17 protein-coding genes are annotated in these 17,965 nt (G+C 65.1%); 8 read left to right on the forward strand and 9 right to left on the reverse strand.

Annotated features, from left to right (window positions below):
- Positions 1 to 214: 214 nt before the first annotated feature.
- The 3 genes from AC1DIO_RS28945 to AC1DIO_RS28955 form a co-directional block, all read right to left on the reverse strand.
- On the reverse strand, positions 215 to 643 hold the full coding sequence (locus AC1DIO_RS28945; protein ID WP_441493719.1) for a DUF2721 domain-containing protein: 429 nt from the start codon (positions 641 to 643) through the stop codon (positions 215 to 217).
- A 536-nt stretch (positions 644 to 1,179) separates the two neighbouring features.
- Positions 1,180 to 1,833 carry a M15 family metallopeptidase gene (locus tag AC1DIO_RS28950; protein ID WP_441508122.1) on the reverse strand — a complete coding sequence of 218 codons (654 nt, stop codon included), beginning with the start codon at positions 1,831 to 1,833 and terminating at the stop codon, positions 1,180 to 1,182.
- Positions 1,834 to 1,939: 106 nt separating this feature from the next.
- Complete coding sequence (locus tag AC1DIO_RS28955) at positions 1,940 to 2,836, reverse strand: LysR substrate-binding domain-containing protein (protein WP_441508121.1); 897 nt, start codon at positions 2,834 to 2,836, stop codon at positions 1,940 to 1,942.
- Between the two features lie 122 nt (positions 2,837 to 2,958).
- Here AC1DIO_RS28955 and AC1DIO_RS28960 point away from each other — a divergent pair, with 122 nt between their 5' ends.
- The 3 genes from AC1DIO_RS28960 to AC1DIO_RS28970 all read left to right on the forward strand — a co-directional run bounded on the left by AC1DIO_RS28960 (position 2,959) and on the right by AC1DIO_RS28970 (position 5,513).
- Entirely contained in the window at positions 2,959 to 3,588 is a 630-nt protein-coding gene (locus AC1DIO_RS28960; protein ID WP_441508120.1) for a hydrolase, read from the forward strand.
- A gap of 71 nt (positions 3,589 to 3,659) precedes the next feature.
- Positions 3,660 to 4,262, forward strand: coding sequence for a hemerythrin domain-containing protein (locus AC1DIO_RS28965; RefSeq protein WP_476854448.1), 603 nt, complete (start codon positions 3,660 to 3,662; stop codon positions 4,260 to 4,262).
- Positions 4,263 to 4,364: 102 nt separating this feature from the next.
- Entirely contained in the window at positions 4,365 to 5,513 is a 1,149-nt protein-coding gene (locus AC1DIO_RS28970; RefSeq protein ID WP_441493715.1) for an NAD(P)-binding domain-containing protein, read from the forward strand.
- A 175-nt stretch (positions 5,514 to 5,688) separates the two neighbouring features.
- On the opposite strand, the gene AC1DIO_RS28975 is transcribed toward AC1DIO_RS28970, so the two are convergent.
- The 3 genes from AC1DIO_RS28975 to AC1DIO_RS28985 form a co-directional block, all read right to left on the reverse strand.
- Positions 5,689 to 6,603: a hypothetical protein gene (locus AC1DIO_RS28975; protein WP_441508119.1), complete on the reverse strand. Its 915-nt coding sequence runs from the start codon at positions 6,601 to 6,603 to the stop codon at positions 5,689 to 5,691.
- Between the two features lie 382 nt (positions 6,604 to 6,985).
- Positions 6,986 to 7,222: a VOC family protein gene (locus AC1DIO_RS28980; protein WP_476854453.1), complete on the reverse strand. Its 237-nt coding sequence runs from the start codon at positions 7,220 to 7,222 to the stop codon at positions 6,986 to 6,988.
- 49 nt (positions 7,223 to 7,271) lie between these two features.
- Complete coding sequence (locus tag AC1DIO_RS28985; protein ID WP_476854449.1) at positions 7,272 to 7,388, reverse strand: VOC family protein; 117 nt, start codon at positions 7,386 to 7,388, stop codon at positions 7,272 to 7,274.
- A gap of 328 nt (positions 7,389 to 7,716) precedes the next feature.
- On the opposite strand from AC1DIO_RS28985, the gene AC1DIO_RS28990 reads away from it, so the two are divergent.
- The 5 genes from AC1DIO_RS28990 to fhuF all read left to right on the forward strand — a co-directional run bounded on the left by AC1DIO_RS28990 (position 7,717) and on the right by fhuF (position 14,709).
- Positions 7,717 to 8,622: a S1C family serine protease gene (locus AC1DIO_RS28990; protein ID WP_476854450.1), complete on the forward strand. Its 906-nt coding sequence runs from the start codon at positions 7,717 to 7,719 to the stop codon at positions 8,620 to 8,622.
- Between the two features lie 199 nt (positions 8,623 to 8,821).
- Positions 8,822 to 9,478: a redoxin domain-containing protein gene (locus AC1DIO_RS28995; protein ID WP_441508117.1), complete on the forward strand. Its 657-nt coding sequence runs from the start codon at positions 8,822 to 8,824 to the stop codon at positions 9,476 to 9,478.
- Between the two features lie 387 nt (positions 9,479 to 9,865).
- Positions 9,866 to 11,464 (forward strand): gamma-glutamyltransferase family protein, encoded by a 1,599-nt coding sequence (locus AC1DIO_RS29000; RefSeq protein ID WP_476854451.1) that lies wholly within the window; start codon positions 9,866 to 9,868, stop codon positions 11,462 to 11,464.
- Positions 11,465 to 11,621: 157 nt separating this feature from the next.
- Positions 11,622 to 13,964 carry a molybdopterin-dependent oxidoreductase gene (locus AC1DIO_RS29005; RefSeq protein ID WP_441508115.1) on the forward strand — a complete coding sequence of 781 codons (2,343 nt, stop codon included), beginning with the start codon at positions 11,622 to 11,624 and terminating at the stop codon, positions 13,962 to 13,964.
- A gap of 16 nt (positions 13,965 to 13,980) precedes the next feature.
- Positions 13,981 to 14,709, forward strand: coding sequence for a siderophore-iron reductase FhuF (fhuF, locus tag AC1DIO_RS29010; protein ID WP_441508114.1), 729 nt, complete (start codon positions 13,981 to 13,983; stop codon positions 14,707 to 14,709).
- 85 nt (positions 14,710 to 14,794) lie between these two features.
- Here the strand turns inward: fhuF and AC1DIO_RS29015 are convergent, their stop codons facing one another.
- From AC1DIO_RS29015 to AC1DIO_RS29025, 3 genes are all read right to left on the reverse strand, one after another.
- Complete coding sequence (locus AC1DIO_RS29015; RefSeq protein WP_441508113.1) at positions 14,795 to 15,511, reverse strand: phosphatase PAP2 family protein; 717 nt, start codon at positions 15,509 to 15,511, stop codon at positions 14,795 to 14,797.
- 116 nt (positions 15,512 to 15,627) lie between these two features.
- Complete coding sequence (locus tag AC1DIO_RS29020) at positions 15,628 to 17,622, reverse strand: COG3904 family protein (RefSeq protein ID WP_476854452.1); 1,995 nt, start codon at positions 17,620 to 17,622, stop codon at positions 15,628 to 15,630.
- 169 nt (positions 17,623 to 17,791) lie between these two features.
- Positions 17,792 to 17,965 (reverse strand): aldehyde dehydrogenase family protein (locus AC1DIO_RS29025; protein ID WP_476854454.1); only part of this gene is annotated, 174 nt, incomplete at its 5' end.

Genomic DNA, 17,965 nt, shown 5'->3' on the forward strand with positions numbered 1-17,965 from the left:
GAATGCCTTGGAGGCGTCGAACGCGCACGACGCGGTCGGCTGTTCGGGCCGGGCCGATAGCGCAGGGGCTACAGTCTCTTCGGAGGCGGTGAGGACCTGAAGCATGGGCCCGAAAAGTGGATTGCGGATTTCGGGAAAGCTGATGCCCATTAAGAAAGATTGGATCATCGGACCGGATCCGCATCCGGTCCGATGATCTGGCCCGGGCGTTCGGTCAACTGATGAGATCGATCTTCTGAAGCGCCATCTGGACCTCGCGCAGGAATTGAGTGAGCGAGGCGCCGAACAGTCCAACGGACAGGACGAAGAGAAACGCTACGCCGCGCTCGTGAGCTAAGCCCAGGAAGGCGAGGGCGAAGGCAACAACCATCAGCAGGATCGTCGTCACCCCGCTGGAAATCGCGAACACGATGGCGCTGTTGATCAAGCCTGCTCGCCGTTCGAGGCGGGGCAAGTCCGCCTTGAGATCCGGGGCGATCGAACGATCCAGCGCGTTCAATGTTCGCGACCGGTCGAGAATGCGCTCGAGGCGGTTGATCAAGACCGAGATGAGGCCGACCACCGCGCCAAGGAGGAAGGCGGGGGCCGCTGCCTGGGTTATGACCAGCGACAGGTGATTGACGGAGGGCAGCTCGGAAAGCACCGTTTCACCGTGCCCGCTGCGTCTGCTTGACGTGCGGGGCGTGACGGCCCTGCGGGGCCCTTAGGGGCGCGAGTGGGGCTGCAGCGTATTTGGGTTTCATGGCGCCCTTCCAGAAAGCGTCGCGATCTGCGGATAAGTCACGTCGGGCAGCTTTGATCCGCCTGCCGTGATATGGCTTTGGCCGTAGGCTTGGCCCTTACTTGACCATGTCGGTTCGGGCGACGTCGATTTTCGCCTTCACCGCATCGAGGTTGAAGCCCGCGCCCTTCTGCATCGGTGAAAATTCAAACGTCCTCGTGACAGGTTTCTCGACCTGCTGCTGAACGAAGACGAAGCGCCAGAATTCAGATATGAACCAAGAGAGGTATTGCCGCGCACCATACTTGGTTCCGCTGTCGGGCCAACCCGTACGCTCGAACGGGGCCGAGGCGAACGTGGACCTTGGCCTTCTCGCACAGCCAGCCACCGGGGTTGGTCAATGAAGCGGTTGCCATTCTCGGCTTTGCCCGCCTGCACTCTGTCCGGCCAGCGGATCATCACCGGGAGGCGGAACCCACCTTCCGTGACGCCCTTGCCCCGAGCGACAGCTCGAAATGCGAGCGGTCCATGTGCTTGTAGCCGCGGAAACGGCCGCCCCAGCGCAGCGATACGCCCAGTTCGGTGGCGGCACGCTTGAGTGCAACTGCGATCCGGTTCTGGGCATTCGGATCGAAGATCACCCGGCCCTCCGCATCGAGCGGCCACAGATCCACGGCATTACCCGAACGGTGTGAGCTCGCATGCACCCTGGACCAGCCCCAGGCGACCGCCTGGCGTTGCAGTGTGCGGTCGCGCCGGCCTGAGCCGATCACGAAGCGCAGATCGGGATTGTCGGCCCGGGCCCGGCGCACCACCCTGGCGAGCGCCGGCTGGATCGCCCGGAGATTGGCATCGTGATGTCCGACCGGATCGGGGTTCCAGGCGCGGAACATCGCCAGTTGATCCCGTCCGTATTCATCGACAGCCGGAATCCGCGCATAGACGCCGCCCGGTCCGTAGGGGGCAGCGACATCCGCAGTTGCCGGCACGCCCGTTCTGGCTTGACCATGGGCGCCGCTCCCCCAGCCGCTGCCGAGGAGCGCGATGGCGAGGAGACCCAGGCGCAGGGGGCGTGCGAGGAAGCGTGCAAGGGAGCGTATTGGTGCAGGCATGGCTGCACAGTCGCAGCCCGATGCAGTCAAGGGAAGGCGGGATCGTCCGGCCCTCGGGAATGGCAAGGCAGTGCGCGTCAGGGGCGCTGCCGCAGGCTGGCCGGGGTCATCTCGCCTGGAATTCCGCCGCGAGAAAGTCGATGAAGCCGCGCACAGCCGGTGACAGCCCGCGGCGCGAGGGAAAGACCGCATGCACGATTCCGCTCGGCAGCGTCCAATCCGGCAGGATGATTTCCAGCGCGCTGGAGGCGACCTTGTCCATGACGAGATAGTCCGCGAGCTGAGCGATGCCGACGCCGTCCTCGGCCGCCTGCCGCAGGGCGTCCATGTCGTCGGTGGCGTATCGCGGCTCGAACGCGATGCTGACAGGTTCGCCCGCAGCGTTGCGAAGCTCCCAGGCATGTCTGGGGGGGGACCGGATCAGATCCAGCCCTGGCAGCCGGCTCAACTGCGTAGGCGTTTCCGGCCGGCCGAACCGGTCGAGCAGAGCCGGGCTTCCGACCAGGAGCTGCCGGCTCTCTGCGAGCCGCTTCATCACCAGCCCCTCATTCTCGAGCGGAGGAAACCGGACGCGCAGGGCGATGTCGACCCCTTCCTCGATCACGTCGACGCGGCGGTTCGTTGCAGAGAGCTGCACGCGCACCTGCGGGTGGGCGATCAGGAAACGCGACATGACCGGGGAAACAAAGCTCAGCATCAGCGAGATCGGGCATGTCACGCGGATCATCCCGCGTGGTTCGGCGCTGGTGTTGTCGATCGCCTCCTGGGCGGCTTCTGCCTCGGCGATCATCGCCACGCAGTGCCGGTAATAGACTTCGCCGACTTCGGTCATCCCGAAATGCCGCGTCGAACGTTGCAGGAGCCGGCTCCCCAACCTGTCCTCGAGCAGCGCGATGCGGCGGCTCAGCGTCGATTTAGGCATGCCGAGCGCGCGCCCGGCTGGTGCGAATCCGCCATGCTCGACGACACGGGCGAAATAGAAGAGGTCATTGAGATCCTGCATCGCGTCGTTCCATTTTTGGAACGGACAGTACCGTTATGGCCGACTACAGGCAAATTCGTTCCACGAATATTTCTTGAGGCATCGGGGCCGCGGCCTCGATCGAACCCTACGGAGATATCGATATGGCCAAGAGTTCTCTGCTCACCCCCGATGATCACGCGCTCTTGCTGATCGATCACCAGTATCTGCAGCTGCTGGCGCTGCGCTCCCACACCAGCGAAGCGGTCGTCAACAACACGACCTTCCTCGCCAAGGCGGCGAAGCTGTTCAAGGTGCCGACCCTGCTCACCACGGCCTTCGCCGAGCGCCAGGCGCTGTTCGAGGAGGTCCAGGCCGTCTTCCCGGATCAGACGCCGGTCGACCGGACCGGGCTGAATTCCTGGGATGATCAGCGCGTCCTCGATTGGGTCAAGAAATCCGGCAAGAAGAAGCTGGTGATGGCGGGTCTGTGGACCGAAGTGTGCCTGAGCATGCCGGTGATCGACGCGCTTGCCGACGGCTACGAGGTCTACATCGTCACCGATGCATCCGGCGGAGGCAGCACCGAGGGCCATGAGCGCGGCGTGCAGCGCATGGTCCAGGCCGGCGCGCAGCCGCTCACCACCATTGCCTATGTCTCCGAGCTGCAGCGCGACTGGGCGCGCCCGACGGCTGACGAGGTCGCCAAGCTTTTCGCCGAACATGGCGGTGGCTTCGGACAGGGGCTGCGCTGGGAATGGCAGCTGCTCGGCCTGAAGGAAGGCACGCGCTGATAGGCCTGGGCCGGCCGTGGTTCTCGGCCACGGCCGGCCCAGCGCCCCAATGCGGAAAGGAGAGCGACGAAATGAAGGACATCGACAGGGCACTCAATGTCGAGGTGAGGGGCGGCCTGCCGGATKAGCTACTCGCATTGCTGCGCAAGTTCCCGCGCGACCAGTGGGCGAATGATCCGAGCCTGCACGGGCTGGCCGAAGGCTGGCTCCAGAGGCATGATCTGTTTCGGGAGCTCTCGGTGCTGATCGGCGGCATGACAACCGATCTCAGGGAAGGTCGCACGTCCCCAGCCGCGTTCTTACCGCTCTTCCAGCGCCGGATGGGCCTTTTGCTCGGCGAGCTCGATGGACATCACCGCGTCGAGGATGAGCACTACTTCCCGTCCTTTGCCGCAGCGGCACCGAGGCTGCAGAAGGGGTTCGATATCCTCGACAATGACCACGATGTGATCCATGGCGCGATCGACCGGCTCGGAAGCGCCAGCCGCGAGCTCATCGCAGCGCTGTCGGGCGAGGTCTCGGGGCGCGACGGGGACGCGTTGCGCGTGGCCGAGCGGATCGCCGGAGAGATCGAGGGCTTCGACCGAACCCTGCTGCGGCATCTCTGGGATGAAGAGGATCTGATTATCCCCCTCATCCTGGAACGCACCCGGGATGATCCGGAATTCGGGTGACCCTTCGCGGCAAGCGGCGTCGACCGCGCCGCGGCAGGTGTCGTGCCTGCGCTTTGGGAGGATGGCTTGAGTTCGCGCGCTTCCTGTCTCATGGCTTTGGGAATGAGCGCCGATCTCGAGCCTTCCGACCCGCCCGATACGACCGAGTCGTCCCCACTGAGGGGCGATGTCCGAGCCGTGATCAAGGTCGATATCATGGTCATCGGCGCCGGCCAGGCGGGGCTGTCCAGCGCCTATCACCTGCAGAATCTCGGTCTTCTGGCCGGCAGGAACTATCTCGTTCTCGACAAGTCCCCGGAAGCCGGCGGCGCCTGGCAATATCGCTGGCCGTCGCTGACGCTCAGCACGGTCAACCGGATCCATGACCTGCCGGGCATGCAGTTCTCCGATGTGATCGAACCCGGCCTGACCGAGGTGAGGGCGTCCGAGGCTGTTCCCCGGTATTTCGCGGCCTATGAACGCAAGTTTCAGCTGCCGGTCTATCGCCCGGTGGCGGTCAAGGTCGTCTGCGACCGCGGCGACCGCTTCAGGATCGAGACCGATCGCGAAACCTTCTCGGCCCGCAGCATCATCAATGCCACCGGCACCTGGGAGACACCCTATATTCCGAGTTATCCGGGAGCCGACCGCTTCCTGGGCCGGCAGCTTCACACCCGCGATTACCGCACAGCCGACGCGTTCGCCGGGAAGCATGTCATCGTGGTCGGCGGCGGCATCTCCGCTCTGCAATTGCTCGATGAGATTTCCCGCGTCACCTCGACCACCTGGGTCACCAGGCGGGAGCCGCAGTTTCGGGACCGTCCCTTCACGGCAGAAGATGGGCGCGCCGCCGTCGCCATGGTCGAAGACCGGGTCAGGCAGGGCCTGATCCCCGGCTCCGTCGTGTCGGTGACCGGGATTCCACTGACACCGGCCTTGCTTGCCGCCCGCGAGCGCGGCGTGCTGAAGCGTGTGCCGATGTTCAGCGAGATCACCGAACAGGGTGTGCGCTGGGCCGACGGAGCCGAGCAAAGGGCCGATGTCATTCTCTGGTGCACCGGTTTTCGCAGCTCGCTCGACCATCTGGCGCCGCTGCAGATCCGGGACGAGAAGGGCGGCATCGTCATGACAGGCCGGCTCGCGACCCAGGTCGCCAAGGACCCGCGCATCCATCTGGTCGGCTATGGCCCCTCGGCCTCGACGATCGGCGCCAACCGGGCGGGCGCTGCCGCGGCGCGCGAACTTGCGGGCTATCTCGGCCTCGTCAGCTAGCTGCTCGATTGCCGAAACCTGACCGTCGATCGGCTGTATCCTGGCCTTCAAGCCCTCGACCTCGCCGAGCAGCGCGGCGCGCTTCCGAGGGCTTCGCCATCATCCGCTATGAGCCGTCGTCATCGGCTCTGGGTGCGAGCCATCCGCCCCGCAAGCCAAAGCGGCGTGAACCACGTCAGAAATCATGGTTGAGCTTCAGCTTGGCGATGTGGTGGGAGAAATTGGTCAGATCGACATTGCCGCCAACACCGGTGGCGCGACCGGCCACCTGGATACTCCAGGCACCGGAGAGTGCCCAATCTTTCGTGAAGGCCCAATAGAAGTTCGGCCCCGCGAACGTCGCCTGACCGAGGACATGACCGAAGGCAAGGTTATCGTAACGCCGGAAATGGCTTGCCTCGGCACCGATGAAGAAACTGTCCGCAAGCTGATAGGTCAGCGCGCCGCCAATGCGAGCTATCGAGGTTCTGGCATAGCCGCCGCTTGGCGAGCCGAGGTCCTGATAGTTCCAGTCGTAGCTGACGTTGAGAGCCCCGTAGAGCTTGCCGGCGACCAGTTCCTTGTCGAGGAACACMGAGAAGACGCCGTCATAGACACTGCGCGATCGTCCGGTGAGCGTGTAGAACGCGCCATCGGTTGCCGCGCCCTGGAGCACGGCGTCGAAGGTCAGGCCGACGCCATTTGTATCGCGCCCGAGCAGCTTGTACTTCATCTCGATACCGCCGCCGACGGTGGAGCCGTTGGCCTTCGCACCGAACGTCTTCGAATTGGTCACCCCCGCAAAGGCGAAGGGATCGAGCTCGACACAGCGCCATGGCGAGTAGGTCGCCTGGACATTGAGGTTGTGCGACGCGAGTGGGCCGCTGCGCGCTCCGAACGAACCGCCATATGCTCCCGAGAGAGAAAACTGTCCGAGATCATTGACGTCACTTCCCGAATTGAAGCCGAAAACGTCGTTTGGCAGGCTGTTCTGCTCAAGGCAGGCGGCCGTTGCCGATGCAGGCGGAAGAGCCTTGCTCGGCTGCGGTTCGGCGGACAGGGCCGCACCGGCGAACGCAACGGCGATCGTGATCAGCACCGAGCGGGCCACAGGACCTCTCTTTCGATGGAGCCAGGTTCTTTGCGAGCGGCAGCTTGCTTCCGACATTCTGCAATCAAGACCAAGCTTCGTCATCACGCCGCCATGCCCCGGTAACCGGTCGTTCCTACCACTTGTTGACCGTAGCGGCTAAGACGCTTTGGCGCCTCTGTTTGCGTACCGAACKAACGTCAAACTGGATTGGGACCGAGGGGCAACGTCACGTGGGCCTGTGCCAACCGAGCTTGGACTGGGGGAGAGCACTGTTGTCGTCGGTGCGCCTGTTGGCCCATGCGGCCGTGCCTGCGACAGGGTGTGCCCCGGCGCATGATCACCGACAAGCTAGGCATCTGTCGTAAAGGCGGATGCCGGATTTCGGGAAGATTAATGGCGTTCAGCCCTGTTTCATTTGGATCAGCTGGATGAGATTGCCGCAGGTGTCGTCCAGGATCGCCATCCGCACAGGGCCTGCATCCGTCGGCTCCTGCGTGAACACGACCCCGCGCTCGCTAAGCCTTGCAAATTCTCCATTCAGATCCTGGACCTGGAACGAGGTTGCGGGAATGCCGTCCTTGACGAGAGCGTCCTTGTAGGGCTTGACCGCCGGATGCGCGCTGGGTTCCAGCAGCAGTTCGGTTCCTCCTGGTTCCTCCTGGTTCCTCCGGTGATACGACCGTCAGTCAACGGTAGTCGCCGACGGGAACATCGTTCTTCTCGATGAAGCCAAGCGTGCCGGTATAGAAGTCCAGGGCCTTGGCCTGGTCGTCGACGAAAACGCTGCTCACATAGATTCGCATGATGAGTGCCTTAGAGCTGTTTCCTGAGAAATKGGTTGTGGTCCACTCTCGCCCTGTTCCGCATGTCGAGCTTTGTCCGGACAGGGCCCCGATCCCTTGTTGTCTCCCGTGTCCATCCGCAATTTAGAGGAATACAACCTGGACGAGAAGGGCGGAGGCGTCTCCAAGCGGCCGGTCTGTGTCGATCACATTCGGGTAACCGACCGCTCAATCACCGTCGGGGCCTTGTGTCGATCAGGCCGGTTCATACCTTTTGAGAGAGCTATCCAGTTTCTGCCGGCCGGCGCACCGCCTCGATCTCAGCGCCGCGCCCTTTCAGGATGTAACGATGAGCATCGGCCCGATCTTGCAGTCCGTCGTGGGCGTTCGCTCGTCCATTCCTGCCGATGCCTTTACGGCCTCCGCGCTGGGTACAAGGCGGGAAGGCAGCGGTGTCGTCATTCGGGACAATGGGCTGGTGCTCACCATCGGCTATCTGATTACCGAAGCTGAGGACGTCTGGCTGACGACGTGGACTGGTCGCGTGGTGCCAGCGCATGCGCTGGCCTATGATCAGGAGACCGGCTTTGGCCTGGTCCAGGCGCTTGAGCGGCTCGACCTGCCGGCGGTCGCGTTCGGCGCCGCCACTGATGCCGAAATCGGCGAGTCCGTCCTGCTTGCAGACGGCATCGGGCAAGTCGTGGAGGCCAATATCGTGGCCAAGCAGGAATTCGCCGGCTACTGGGAATATCTGCTGGACGAAGCCATCTTCACCGCCCCGGCGCACCCGTCCTGGGGTGGTGCGGCGCTGTTCGGACCGGATGGAAAGCTCCTGGGCATCGGCTCGCTGCACCTGCGGATGGGCCGGGCCGGCGAGATCTTTGACGTCAATATGGTCGTGCCGATCGATCTGCTTCCGCCGATCCTCGACGATCTGCTCGCCCGGGGCCGGGTCGACAAGCCGCCACGCCCCTGGCTCGGCGCCTTCTCGGCCGAGAGCAATGGCAAGGTCGTGGTGATGAKCGTGGCCGAAGGCGGGCCGGCAGCCCAGGCGGGCCTGCGTCCCGGCGACATCATCTCGGATGTTCGCGATGGCGAGATCGACGGCCTGGCCGATTTCTATCGGAAGCTCTGGGCGAGCGGCCCGGCAGGCGCCGAGGTCCCGATCAGGGTCGTCCGCGACGGCCGCGAGACATGGCTTCGCATCCGGTCGGCCGACAGGGGCAGCTTTCTGAAGAAGCCGCATCTGCAGTGAGCGGCGAAGCGGGGCGGAGCAGACTCCGGGCCGCGCCGACGCGTACGGAATCCCGCCGCACTGCACCGTAAGGCTGGGAACCGGGCTGCGGCAGAGTTATACTTGAACGGCCGGAATAGGTTCCTGCCTGCCGGCCGAGGCCCCGGCATGATCCTGCCGGTTCTCAACTGATCCAGTTCGTCAGGCGGAGAGTCTTCGTATGGCAAATGGATTCCGGCCCCCGGCCTCGCCAGGCGAATTGGCGCCTGATTTTGTCCTCCCTACGGTCGACGGAAGCGGGATCGCGTCGCTCTCCGATTACCGCGAAAGGCATTCGGTGTTTCTTGCGCTGTTCGTGGGGCTGTGGTGCCCGTTCTGCCGGCGGGCGATCGCGCACATGGCGGCGACCGATCGCGAGCTCAAGGCCATCGGTGTGGAAACGCTTGGGATTGTGGCAACGCCGCTGGAGAACGCGCAGCTCTACTTCAAATTCCGCCCGAGCAACCTGCGCCTGGCGGTCGATCCGGAGCTCTCCACCCATCGCGCCTATGGTGTGCCGAAGCCGCCTGCGACCCCGGAGTTACTGGAGGCTTTTGCGACGCTGCGGATCAATCCGAATGATGAGTTCCCGCAGCCCGTGCCGATCAGGGAGGCCGCTGACAGTCTGACCAGGCTCGACGGCTATAGGGAGAGCCCGACCGACCACTCCGACATGGAGAAGCAATGGCCCCAGCTCAAGGGCCAGTTCCTGATCGATCCGCATGGAGTCATCCGCTGGGCGAACATCGAATGCGGCTCCGAAGGGCTCGCCGGTATCGGAAAATTCCCCTCGACGGCGGAAATCCTCGCTGCAGCGCGAGCCCTCTTTGCGTCCTGAACCAGGCAGCGGGCGGGCGCACTCGATGAAGAGCGGGAGGAGGAGCGGCGAACAGCGGTGATCACGCCTGTTCGCTCTGAACCGTAGCGGCCGGGCAGGCAACCTATCTCGGTAGCACCAGCGGGAACCGCTTCMTTTCGAGGCTTTTCTCACCAGGAGAGGATGACGAGCCGACAGAAGCGCCGTTATCAGCCCCGACGACGATCGGCTCCCCCTCCAATTCCTGCTTCCTTCCAGAAGCGCATGGCTGAGGCGATCATCGCCCCAGCCATGCATGTAGCTCCGGCGGCACCCCCTCGAAAAGCGTGGGCTGGCGGCCTGTCCTTGCCGGCGAACTGTGCTCTGATCGCATCCAGCCTGAGGACAGGGACGCAAGGACGACTGACGATGCATGGCCGCCGCCCCACGTTGTTTTCTCGCCACGGCATGGTTGCCGCGGCGCACCCGCTCGCCGCCCAGGCCGGCGCCAGGCTCCTGATCCAGGGAGGCAACGCTTTCGACGCGATTGCAGCAACCGCTGCCGCCCTGACCGTGGTCGAGCCCTTCATGTCGAGCCTGACCGGCATGGGCTCGGCGACGCTCTGGAGCGCCGCCGAGCAACGCGTCCGCGTGCTCGACTTCGTACCGCCGATCCAGGCGAGCTTCCTGGMCGAACGCTTCACCAAGCGGGCCGAACTGGAGCGCGGCCCGCATGCGGTCGCGGTTCCCGGCAATCTCGCGGGCTGGTGCGAGCTGGCGGCGCGCTATGGCAGGAAGCCCCTCAGTGAGATCCTGGCGCCGGCGATCGCGCTCGCCCGGGACGGATTCGCGCTCTCCGAATTCGGTGTGGAGGAGTTCAACGAGCAGGCGCCGCTCCTCGCGGCCTCGCCGGAGCTTTATCCCGCCTTCAGCGCCAATTACCTGCCGGATGGCGGACCGGTGAAGCTCGGCCAGGTACTGCGCCAGGCCGATCTCGCGGGCACATTCGCGGAGATCGCGGCCAAGGGACCGGACCATCTTTATCGCGGCGCGCTGGGCGAAAGGATCGTCGGACATCTGAGCGGGCTCGGCGGCAAGATGAACATGGCCGATCTCGCGGCCGTGCAACCGCGCTGGCGCGAGCCGCATGCCGTGAGCTATCGCGGCCTCGATATCCATGTTCCGCCGCCGCCCTGCGAGGCATTCCAGTTCCTGCTGAGCCTCAAGATCCTCGAAGGTTTCGATCTGGGAGGCCTGAGCAAGGATGGGCCGGAGCATCTCGACCTGGTCTATCGGGCCATCAGGCTCGCGGCCGGCCTCAGGATCGCCAGCAACAATCCCTCCGCCGAGATCCTGGCCGAGATCTTCTCCGATGCCGCGATCGCGGGCCTGCGCCAGCGCATCGGCGACGGGGAGCCGATCGAAGGCCCGACCGAGCAATGGACGCCGCAGGACAAGGAGGATCCCGCCCATACCACCTCGTTCTCGGCCGCTGATGCCGAGGGCAATCTGGTCTGCATCACCAACAGCCTCGGCAGCCCCTTCGGCAGCGGCATCGTCGTGCCGGGCACCGGGCTCTGCCTCAACAATTTCCTGTACTGGGCCGATGTCCAGCCCGGCAGTCCGAACCGCTCGAAGCCGGGCGACGAATTGCCGATGTGCATGTCGCCCAGCATCACGACGCGCGCCGGAAAGCCGGTGCTCGCGCTCGGCACGCCCGGCAGCTACGGCATCATGCAGACCCAGACCCAGGCTATGGTGCAGCATCTCGATTTCGGCCTGCCGCTGCAGGAGGCGATCGAGGCGCCGCGGGCACGGCTCTGGGACGGGCGCTTCATCCAGGCCGAGAACCGTATCGCAGCCGGGACGATTGAAGAGCTGCGGCGGCGCGGCCACGAGATCGAGGCCTTTGATGCCGGCTGGACGATGCGATGCGGCGGCATGCAGGCCGTGGCGATCGACCCCGCAACCGGCGTGATGACCGGCGCAGCCGACCCGCGCCGCGATGGATATGTTGTGGCGGTTTGAGGCCGCCGGATGACGCGTGCCGGCCTTCGGGCCGGCGCGTCAGTTCGGCTTGAGGCGGCACTCATCGGGGAGGGCCGCAGAAATCTCTTGCGATCCAGGGGCACTATGCCGGATGCCATGATCGCTGTGGCGGCTTTGGCGCCTGGGAAGACATGTGATGACCCATTCGAACGACCAGATCACCGAGCCTTCTGCGGCGGATGACGCCTTTCGCCCGCATACCTCGCATTGGGGCGTGTTCTCGGCCCGCATGCAGGATGGCCGGCTCGAAGTCCGGCCCCACCCGGGCGATCCCGATCCGAACGAAATCATCCAGAACTTCCCGGCCGCCTTGCGCCATCGCGCGCGGATCGCACAGCCCATGGTCCGCCGCGGCTGGCTCGAGCGCGGCCCGGGGCCGGACGATCGGCGCGGACGCGACGAGTACCTGCCGATGTCCTGGGGGGCCGTGCTCGATCTGCTCGGGGGCGAGCTCGCGCGCATCCGCGACGATCACGGCCCGGGTGCGATCTTCGGTGGCTCCTATGGCTGGGCAAGCGCAGGGCGCTTCCACCACGCCCAGAGCCAGATCCACCGTTTCCTGAATACCTCGGTCGGCGGCTATGTCCGCTCGGTCAATAGCTATTCCTCGGGCGCGTCCTCGGTCCTGGTGCCCCATGTCATCGGCGACTACGAGGACCTGGTGAAGCGCAACGTCTCCTGGGAGCAGATCGCCGATCACAGCGAGATCGTGCTCGCCTTTGGCGGCATGGCCCTGAAGAACAGCATGGTGGCCGGCGGCAGCATCAGCAAGCATGTCGAGCGCGGCGCCATGGACCGGGCGAGGGCACGCGGTTGCCAGTTCGTGCTGGTCGGGCCGCTCCGGGGCGACCTGCCGGAGGAGGCAGGTGCGGAGTGGGTCTCCTCCAATCCCGGCAGCGACACGGCGTTGATGATGGCGCTGGTCCACACCCTCGTCGTCAATGGCCTGCATGATCGCGAATTCCTCGCGCGTTGCACGGTCGGCTGGCCGATCTTCGAGCGCTATCTCCTGGGCGAGACCGACGGCCAGCCCAAGGATGCGGCCTGGGCCGCGGCGATTGCCGGCGTTCCGGCCGATGCGATCACGGCGCTGGCGACACGGCTGCATGGCCGGCGCGCGCTGATCGTCGTCGCCCATGCGCTGCAGCGCGCCGAGCACGGCGAGCAGCCGGTCTGGATGGGCATGGTGCTGGCGGCTGCGCTCGGCCAGATCGGCCTGCCGGGCGGCGGTTATGGCTATGGGCTGGGCGCAATCGCCTATTACGGGCGGCGCTACAATGCCGTGCCGGTGCCGACCTTCGCGCAGGGTCGGAATGGGGTGTCCGACTTCATTCCGGTCGCCCGCATCGCCGACATGCTGCTGAACCCGGGGACCAGCTATCGCTATAACGGCCAGACCCGAACCTATCCCGAGATCAAGCTGGTCTACTGGGCCGGCGGCAATCCGTTCCACCACCATCAGGACCTGAACCGCCTGCGCCAGGCCTTCGCCCGGCTCGACACACTGGTCGTGCACGAGCTGGCCTGGACGGCGACGGCGCGCCATGCCGACATCGTGCTGCCCTGCACGATGACGCTCGAGCGCGAGGATATCGGCGGCAGTTCCAACGACCCGCTGCTCGTCCCGATGCAGCCCGTCGTCGAGCCCTATGGGGAAGCGCGCGACGACTACGCGATCTTCGCCGATCTCGCCGAGCGGCTCGGCACACGCCAGGCCTTCACCGAGGGCCGTACGGTGCGGCAATGGCTGGAGCATCTCTACGAGCCGACGCGCGTCGAACTCGCGGCCCAGGGCCTGCCGGCACCGAGCTTCCAGGAATTCTGGGCGGGCGAGGGTTTTGAGCTGCCACAACTGCCCGATGATGGCGGCCGCCTGCGGAAATTCCGCGAGGACCCCGCGGGGCATCCGCTGCCGACGCCGACCGGCAAGCTGGAGATCTATTCGGAGACGATCGCGAGCTTTGGCGAGGCGGATTGCCCGGGCCACCCGACCTGGCTCGGGCCGACCAATGTGCCGGACAAGGCCTCGCCCTATGTGCTGGTCGCGAACCAGCCGCGCACGCGGCTGCACAGCCAGTTCGACTTCGGCGGCCATAGCAGCGAGGCCAAGCACCGCGGCCGCGAGGTCGCCAGCATGCATCCCGCGGACGCGGCCGCGCGCGGCATCGCCGATGGCGACATCATTCGGATCTCGAACGAGCGGGGCGCCTGCCTTGCCGGCATACGCGTCACCGGTGGCATCCGCCAGGGCGTGATCCAGCTCCCGACCGGTGCCTGGTATGATCCCGCCGACCCGAGCGAGGACAAATCGCTCTGCGTCCACGGCAACCCCAATGTCCTGACCCGGGATGTCGGAACCTCGGCGCTGGCGCAGGGCTGCACGGGGCAGCTGACGACCGTCCAGGTCGAGCGTTTCGACGGCAATCTGCCGCCGATCCAGGCCTATGACCCGCCCGCGCGCCAGGTGATACCGACCTAGCATCCGAAGCGGCACAATGACCATTCCGGCGTTTGCGCCGCTCTTTTCTGGCGAACTGGCGGCCTATGGCGACCGTTTCGTCCTGGCGGCGGATGCGCCGGCCCCTTCGCCGGGCAGCGATCTCGGCGATGCCGCGCGGCTGGCCGAGTTGCTCGCGCTCTATTCCCAGCAATGCCCTGGAGGCGACCGCCGCGCGATCGCCTCGCTCTGGTCGAAACAGCATTTCGCCACGCTGCTGCCGCCCTATCTGGCGCTCGCGCTGATGGCGCAAAGGGCGGTCGATATCGACCTGGCCGCCATTGGCTGCACCTTCGGTCCCGATGGCGCGACACGCCACATCCACCTGCGCGGCATCGGGAGCAATGCGGCCCCGGCTGATGAAGGCCCGCGCTTCATGCCGCTGATCCAGGGACATATCGAGCCCATGGTCCTGGCGCTGTCGGCGGCTGCCGGCGTCTCGCGAAAAGTGCTCTGGAGCAATGCCGGCAACATGTTCGAATTCGTCGTGCGGCGCATCGAACGCGCCATGGGCGTCAATGACGCCGTCGCCGAGGCCTTGAGCTTTCTGGAGAGCGCACGCTTGCCGAATGGCAAGCCCAACCCGCTCTTCAAGCCCGTGTCCTATACCGATCCGGATGAGGGAAGCGGCCGGCGGCGCCGGATCTGCTGCATCCGCTATCTCGTTCCCGAGCGCAGCTATTGCTCGACCTGCCCGTTGCCGGCCGCAAGGGCGGTGCCTGAATAGCCGGCGCTTCAGCGCGCCCAGGCAGCGAATGTCGGCGCCATTGGACGTGGAAGCGCGAGGCCGTCTGTCGAACGCCGAGGCAGGGCTATGATTCAGCCGGCACCGCCGCCGGCTCTTGATCGTCGCGGCGTTGCTGGAGACGAAGTCCAAGAGTCCAGCAGAGCGCGGCCCAGACACTGCCGATGCACCATCCTGCCAGGACATCGCTGGGATAATGCACGCCGAGATAGATGCGGCTGAGGCCGACCGCCAAAGTCAGGATGATCGCAAGGGACATCAGATAGACCCTGACCCGCTTGTCGGTCGCCAGCTGGGATAGCAAGGCGCCAAGCGTCAGGAATGTCATCGCGGACAGTGTCGCATGCTCGCTCGGAAAGCTCGCGGTGAAGACGATATAGGGCCCGTCGGGGCCCGGCCGGTCGAGCCAGAGCTGGAGCGCGGCGCTGACCACAGCTCCGCCCATCACGGTCACGCTCACGAGCTTCGCCGCATCCCGCCTGCCGATCAGGATGAGATAGCCGACCGTCGCAGCGAACAGAATGCCGAGAATGGCAAAGCTGCCCAATGCCGTGATATCGCGGCCCGCCTCCTTCAGCCATGCCGGGCCAAGCGGCTGCCCCAGATCACCGGCGCTTCTGAAAGCAGCCAGCACCGCCATGTCGAGGCGCGCGAGATCGCCTGCGATCATTTCGCCGGCAAGGAAGCACAGGCCAAGCACAGCGACGGCAAAGGCGGTCGGCGCCAGCCGCGAGGGCTGTACCCTGTTGCCGACCCGGCCAAAGGCGCGATGCGGGGCTTCCATCGGGCCAGAGTAACCCGGCGCTTTGCCGAGGAATAGCGGGATCTGCGCTCGGCCCCGCGCGGCGTATTCGTAGAACGGGATCGTCGTACCGGCCCTGCAAAAGGGGACCGCACGATCTATTGCGCTTCAAGCGCCCTGAGCAGCGTGCTGGCCATCGCTGGGGGCATCGCGACAATCTCCTGATAGAACGCGGTCGATATCGCGCAGTAATCGGCATGCTGCGCAGGCGCGACCGTCTCTGCAGCAAAAATCGCAATCCGGTCAGCGCCATAGCGACGGATCAGCGACTGCCGGACTTTGCTCAGCAAGACGTCCGAGACTGCTTCGGGAATCGGCGGATGCGGGCCGGAGGTCATGATCATGCGTTCCTGCAGCATCAGATCGCGCTGAGTGAGCTCATCGGAGAGCGCTCCCGCTGTGTTCACTTTGCCGCCACCAAAGGCAGCATATTGATAGCACAGCGTAGGATCCGAGCGCCMAAGCGCCCGATACTGATCGATCAGGAGATTCGCCTGATCGATCAGCACCTGATCGTCGGCCTTTGATCTGTGGACTGCCAACAATCGTGCCAGCACAGCCCTGTAGTCCGCGATGATCTGGCCCTCGGTGGCTCCGGCTGTGAACCCATCGGCGAAGACGCGCCTGATGCGCTCGTAGTCGTCAGGAAGGCGCGCCTGGATCGCTGCCAGAGCCGGCCAGCCCTTTCGGTACGGTGATAGCAGCTGGTCAGGCGTAGGGTTGGCACCATAGCCCGATATCGCAAACTCACTCCCAGTCGCTTGGTGCGTGACCGCGTTTGCGGCGACAAGCTCCTGGATGGTCGGCCGCCACATCTTGTCGCTGGGCACGGCGAGTCCGCGGTCGACAAAACTGGTGGACAGTCCAGCTTCAACATAGGCGGCCTTCCAGGCCAATACGGACGGAGCCAGATCCGCCGCTGTCATGCCGGGAAAGGCTGGGCCGTGATAGCCGAGGCCACCGGACCGGGGCGCCCATCGCTCGCGGCCGCCTGCAAAGATAAGCGTGCAGGCGGACTCGCACCGCGCGGAAACATAAGTGATCAGTCCGCGCGCCTCGATGTTCTGTCGCAGCTTCTCGGCCTCTCCGAGGCGCCCTCCAAAACTGTGCAGATGGACGACCTTGATCCGAGGCGAGGCCTTGATCACGCGCTCGAAATCCGCAGCCAGTCCGAATTTGATCCCGCCTGTGATCTCGATCTCCGTCCCATCTCGCATGACCCGCAAGGAATAGGCTGGAAGCCGAGGGTCGCCTCTCCAGGCCATGTCGTAGAGCTCGGCGAGCTGAGGCGCTGCCCCGTTGACCAGATCGCTCAGGAACCTGAGAACGCCGAGACCGAGACTGACCTTGGCGGCCCTGGACCAGAAAGCGCCCAGGCTCAAGGCCGCACGCCGCTCCGCGTGATGTGTCGCTGACCTCCAGGTGCCGACGACCTGCCAGACCGCGATGAGCGTCACGACAAGCCAGGTCAGAACATTGAGCCAAAAGAGCGGTGCCGGATCGTATCCCGTGTCGGTGGAGAAGATCAGGTTGAGCACCAGGATCGTGATCAGCGCGACGATGTTGCCCAGGACGGCGATGCCCCAGAAGGACCAGCCGAGACTCAGCTCGCCGCGCCAGTGCCGGACGATGAAGTTCTTCCGGGGATTGGTGGGGCCAGCCGGCTCGATCGGTGGTGGCAGGAGGCGCGCCTGCCGATCGGCCTCGGGGCCGGATGCCGCCGCAGCGGACGAAGGCGCAGCAGGCGCGGCGATATCGCGCGCAGCACCGCGCATGGGCGGATCAGCCCGATTGAGGGCCATCGATTTGGGCTTTGTCCGCCCGCGTGCAGCCGCGCCACGGCTACGCAGGAAGTCGATGGCAAATACCGCCAGTTGGGGAAGGACGTATGTTCCAAAGGAGTTGAAAAAATCTGGATCGCCGCCATCGGCCATTCCCAGACCGCCCAGCAACGTTGCGATGGTCAGTGAGAGCCCATTGGCGATGAACACGCGGGAGGTGGTGGTGAATCTGCGAATGAGCGCGGAGATGATCGTCGTCAGAATGACGGCCAACAGAAAGGCGCCGATGAATTGCCCGAACGCGATAGCCACGACAGTCTCCCCTGACCTAACGCAACCATACAGAGAGACCTGGGGCGTCCGCTAGCGGGGGATGAAGCTGGATTGTGGACGGCATGGCTGGCGAGCCGGCTAAATCCACGCACAGGCGGTCTGTTCCGGACGCGCACGGGACGATCCGCGCGCGTTGCGGCGGCGGAGATCAACTCGACCAGGGCAGGGACCATGTCTTGACGTTGGTGAAGCTCTTCATGGCTTCGACGACGCCCTCCTTGTAGCCGAGGCCTGAATCCTTGATGCCGCCGAAGGGCGACATCTCGATGCGGTAGCCGGGAACCTMCCAGAGGTTGACGGTGCCGACCTCGAGCTCCGCGAC

This window comes from Allobosea sp. 05T439 (assembly GCF_056396005.1).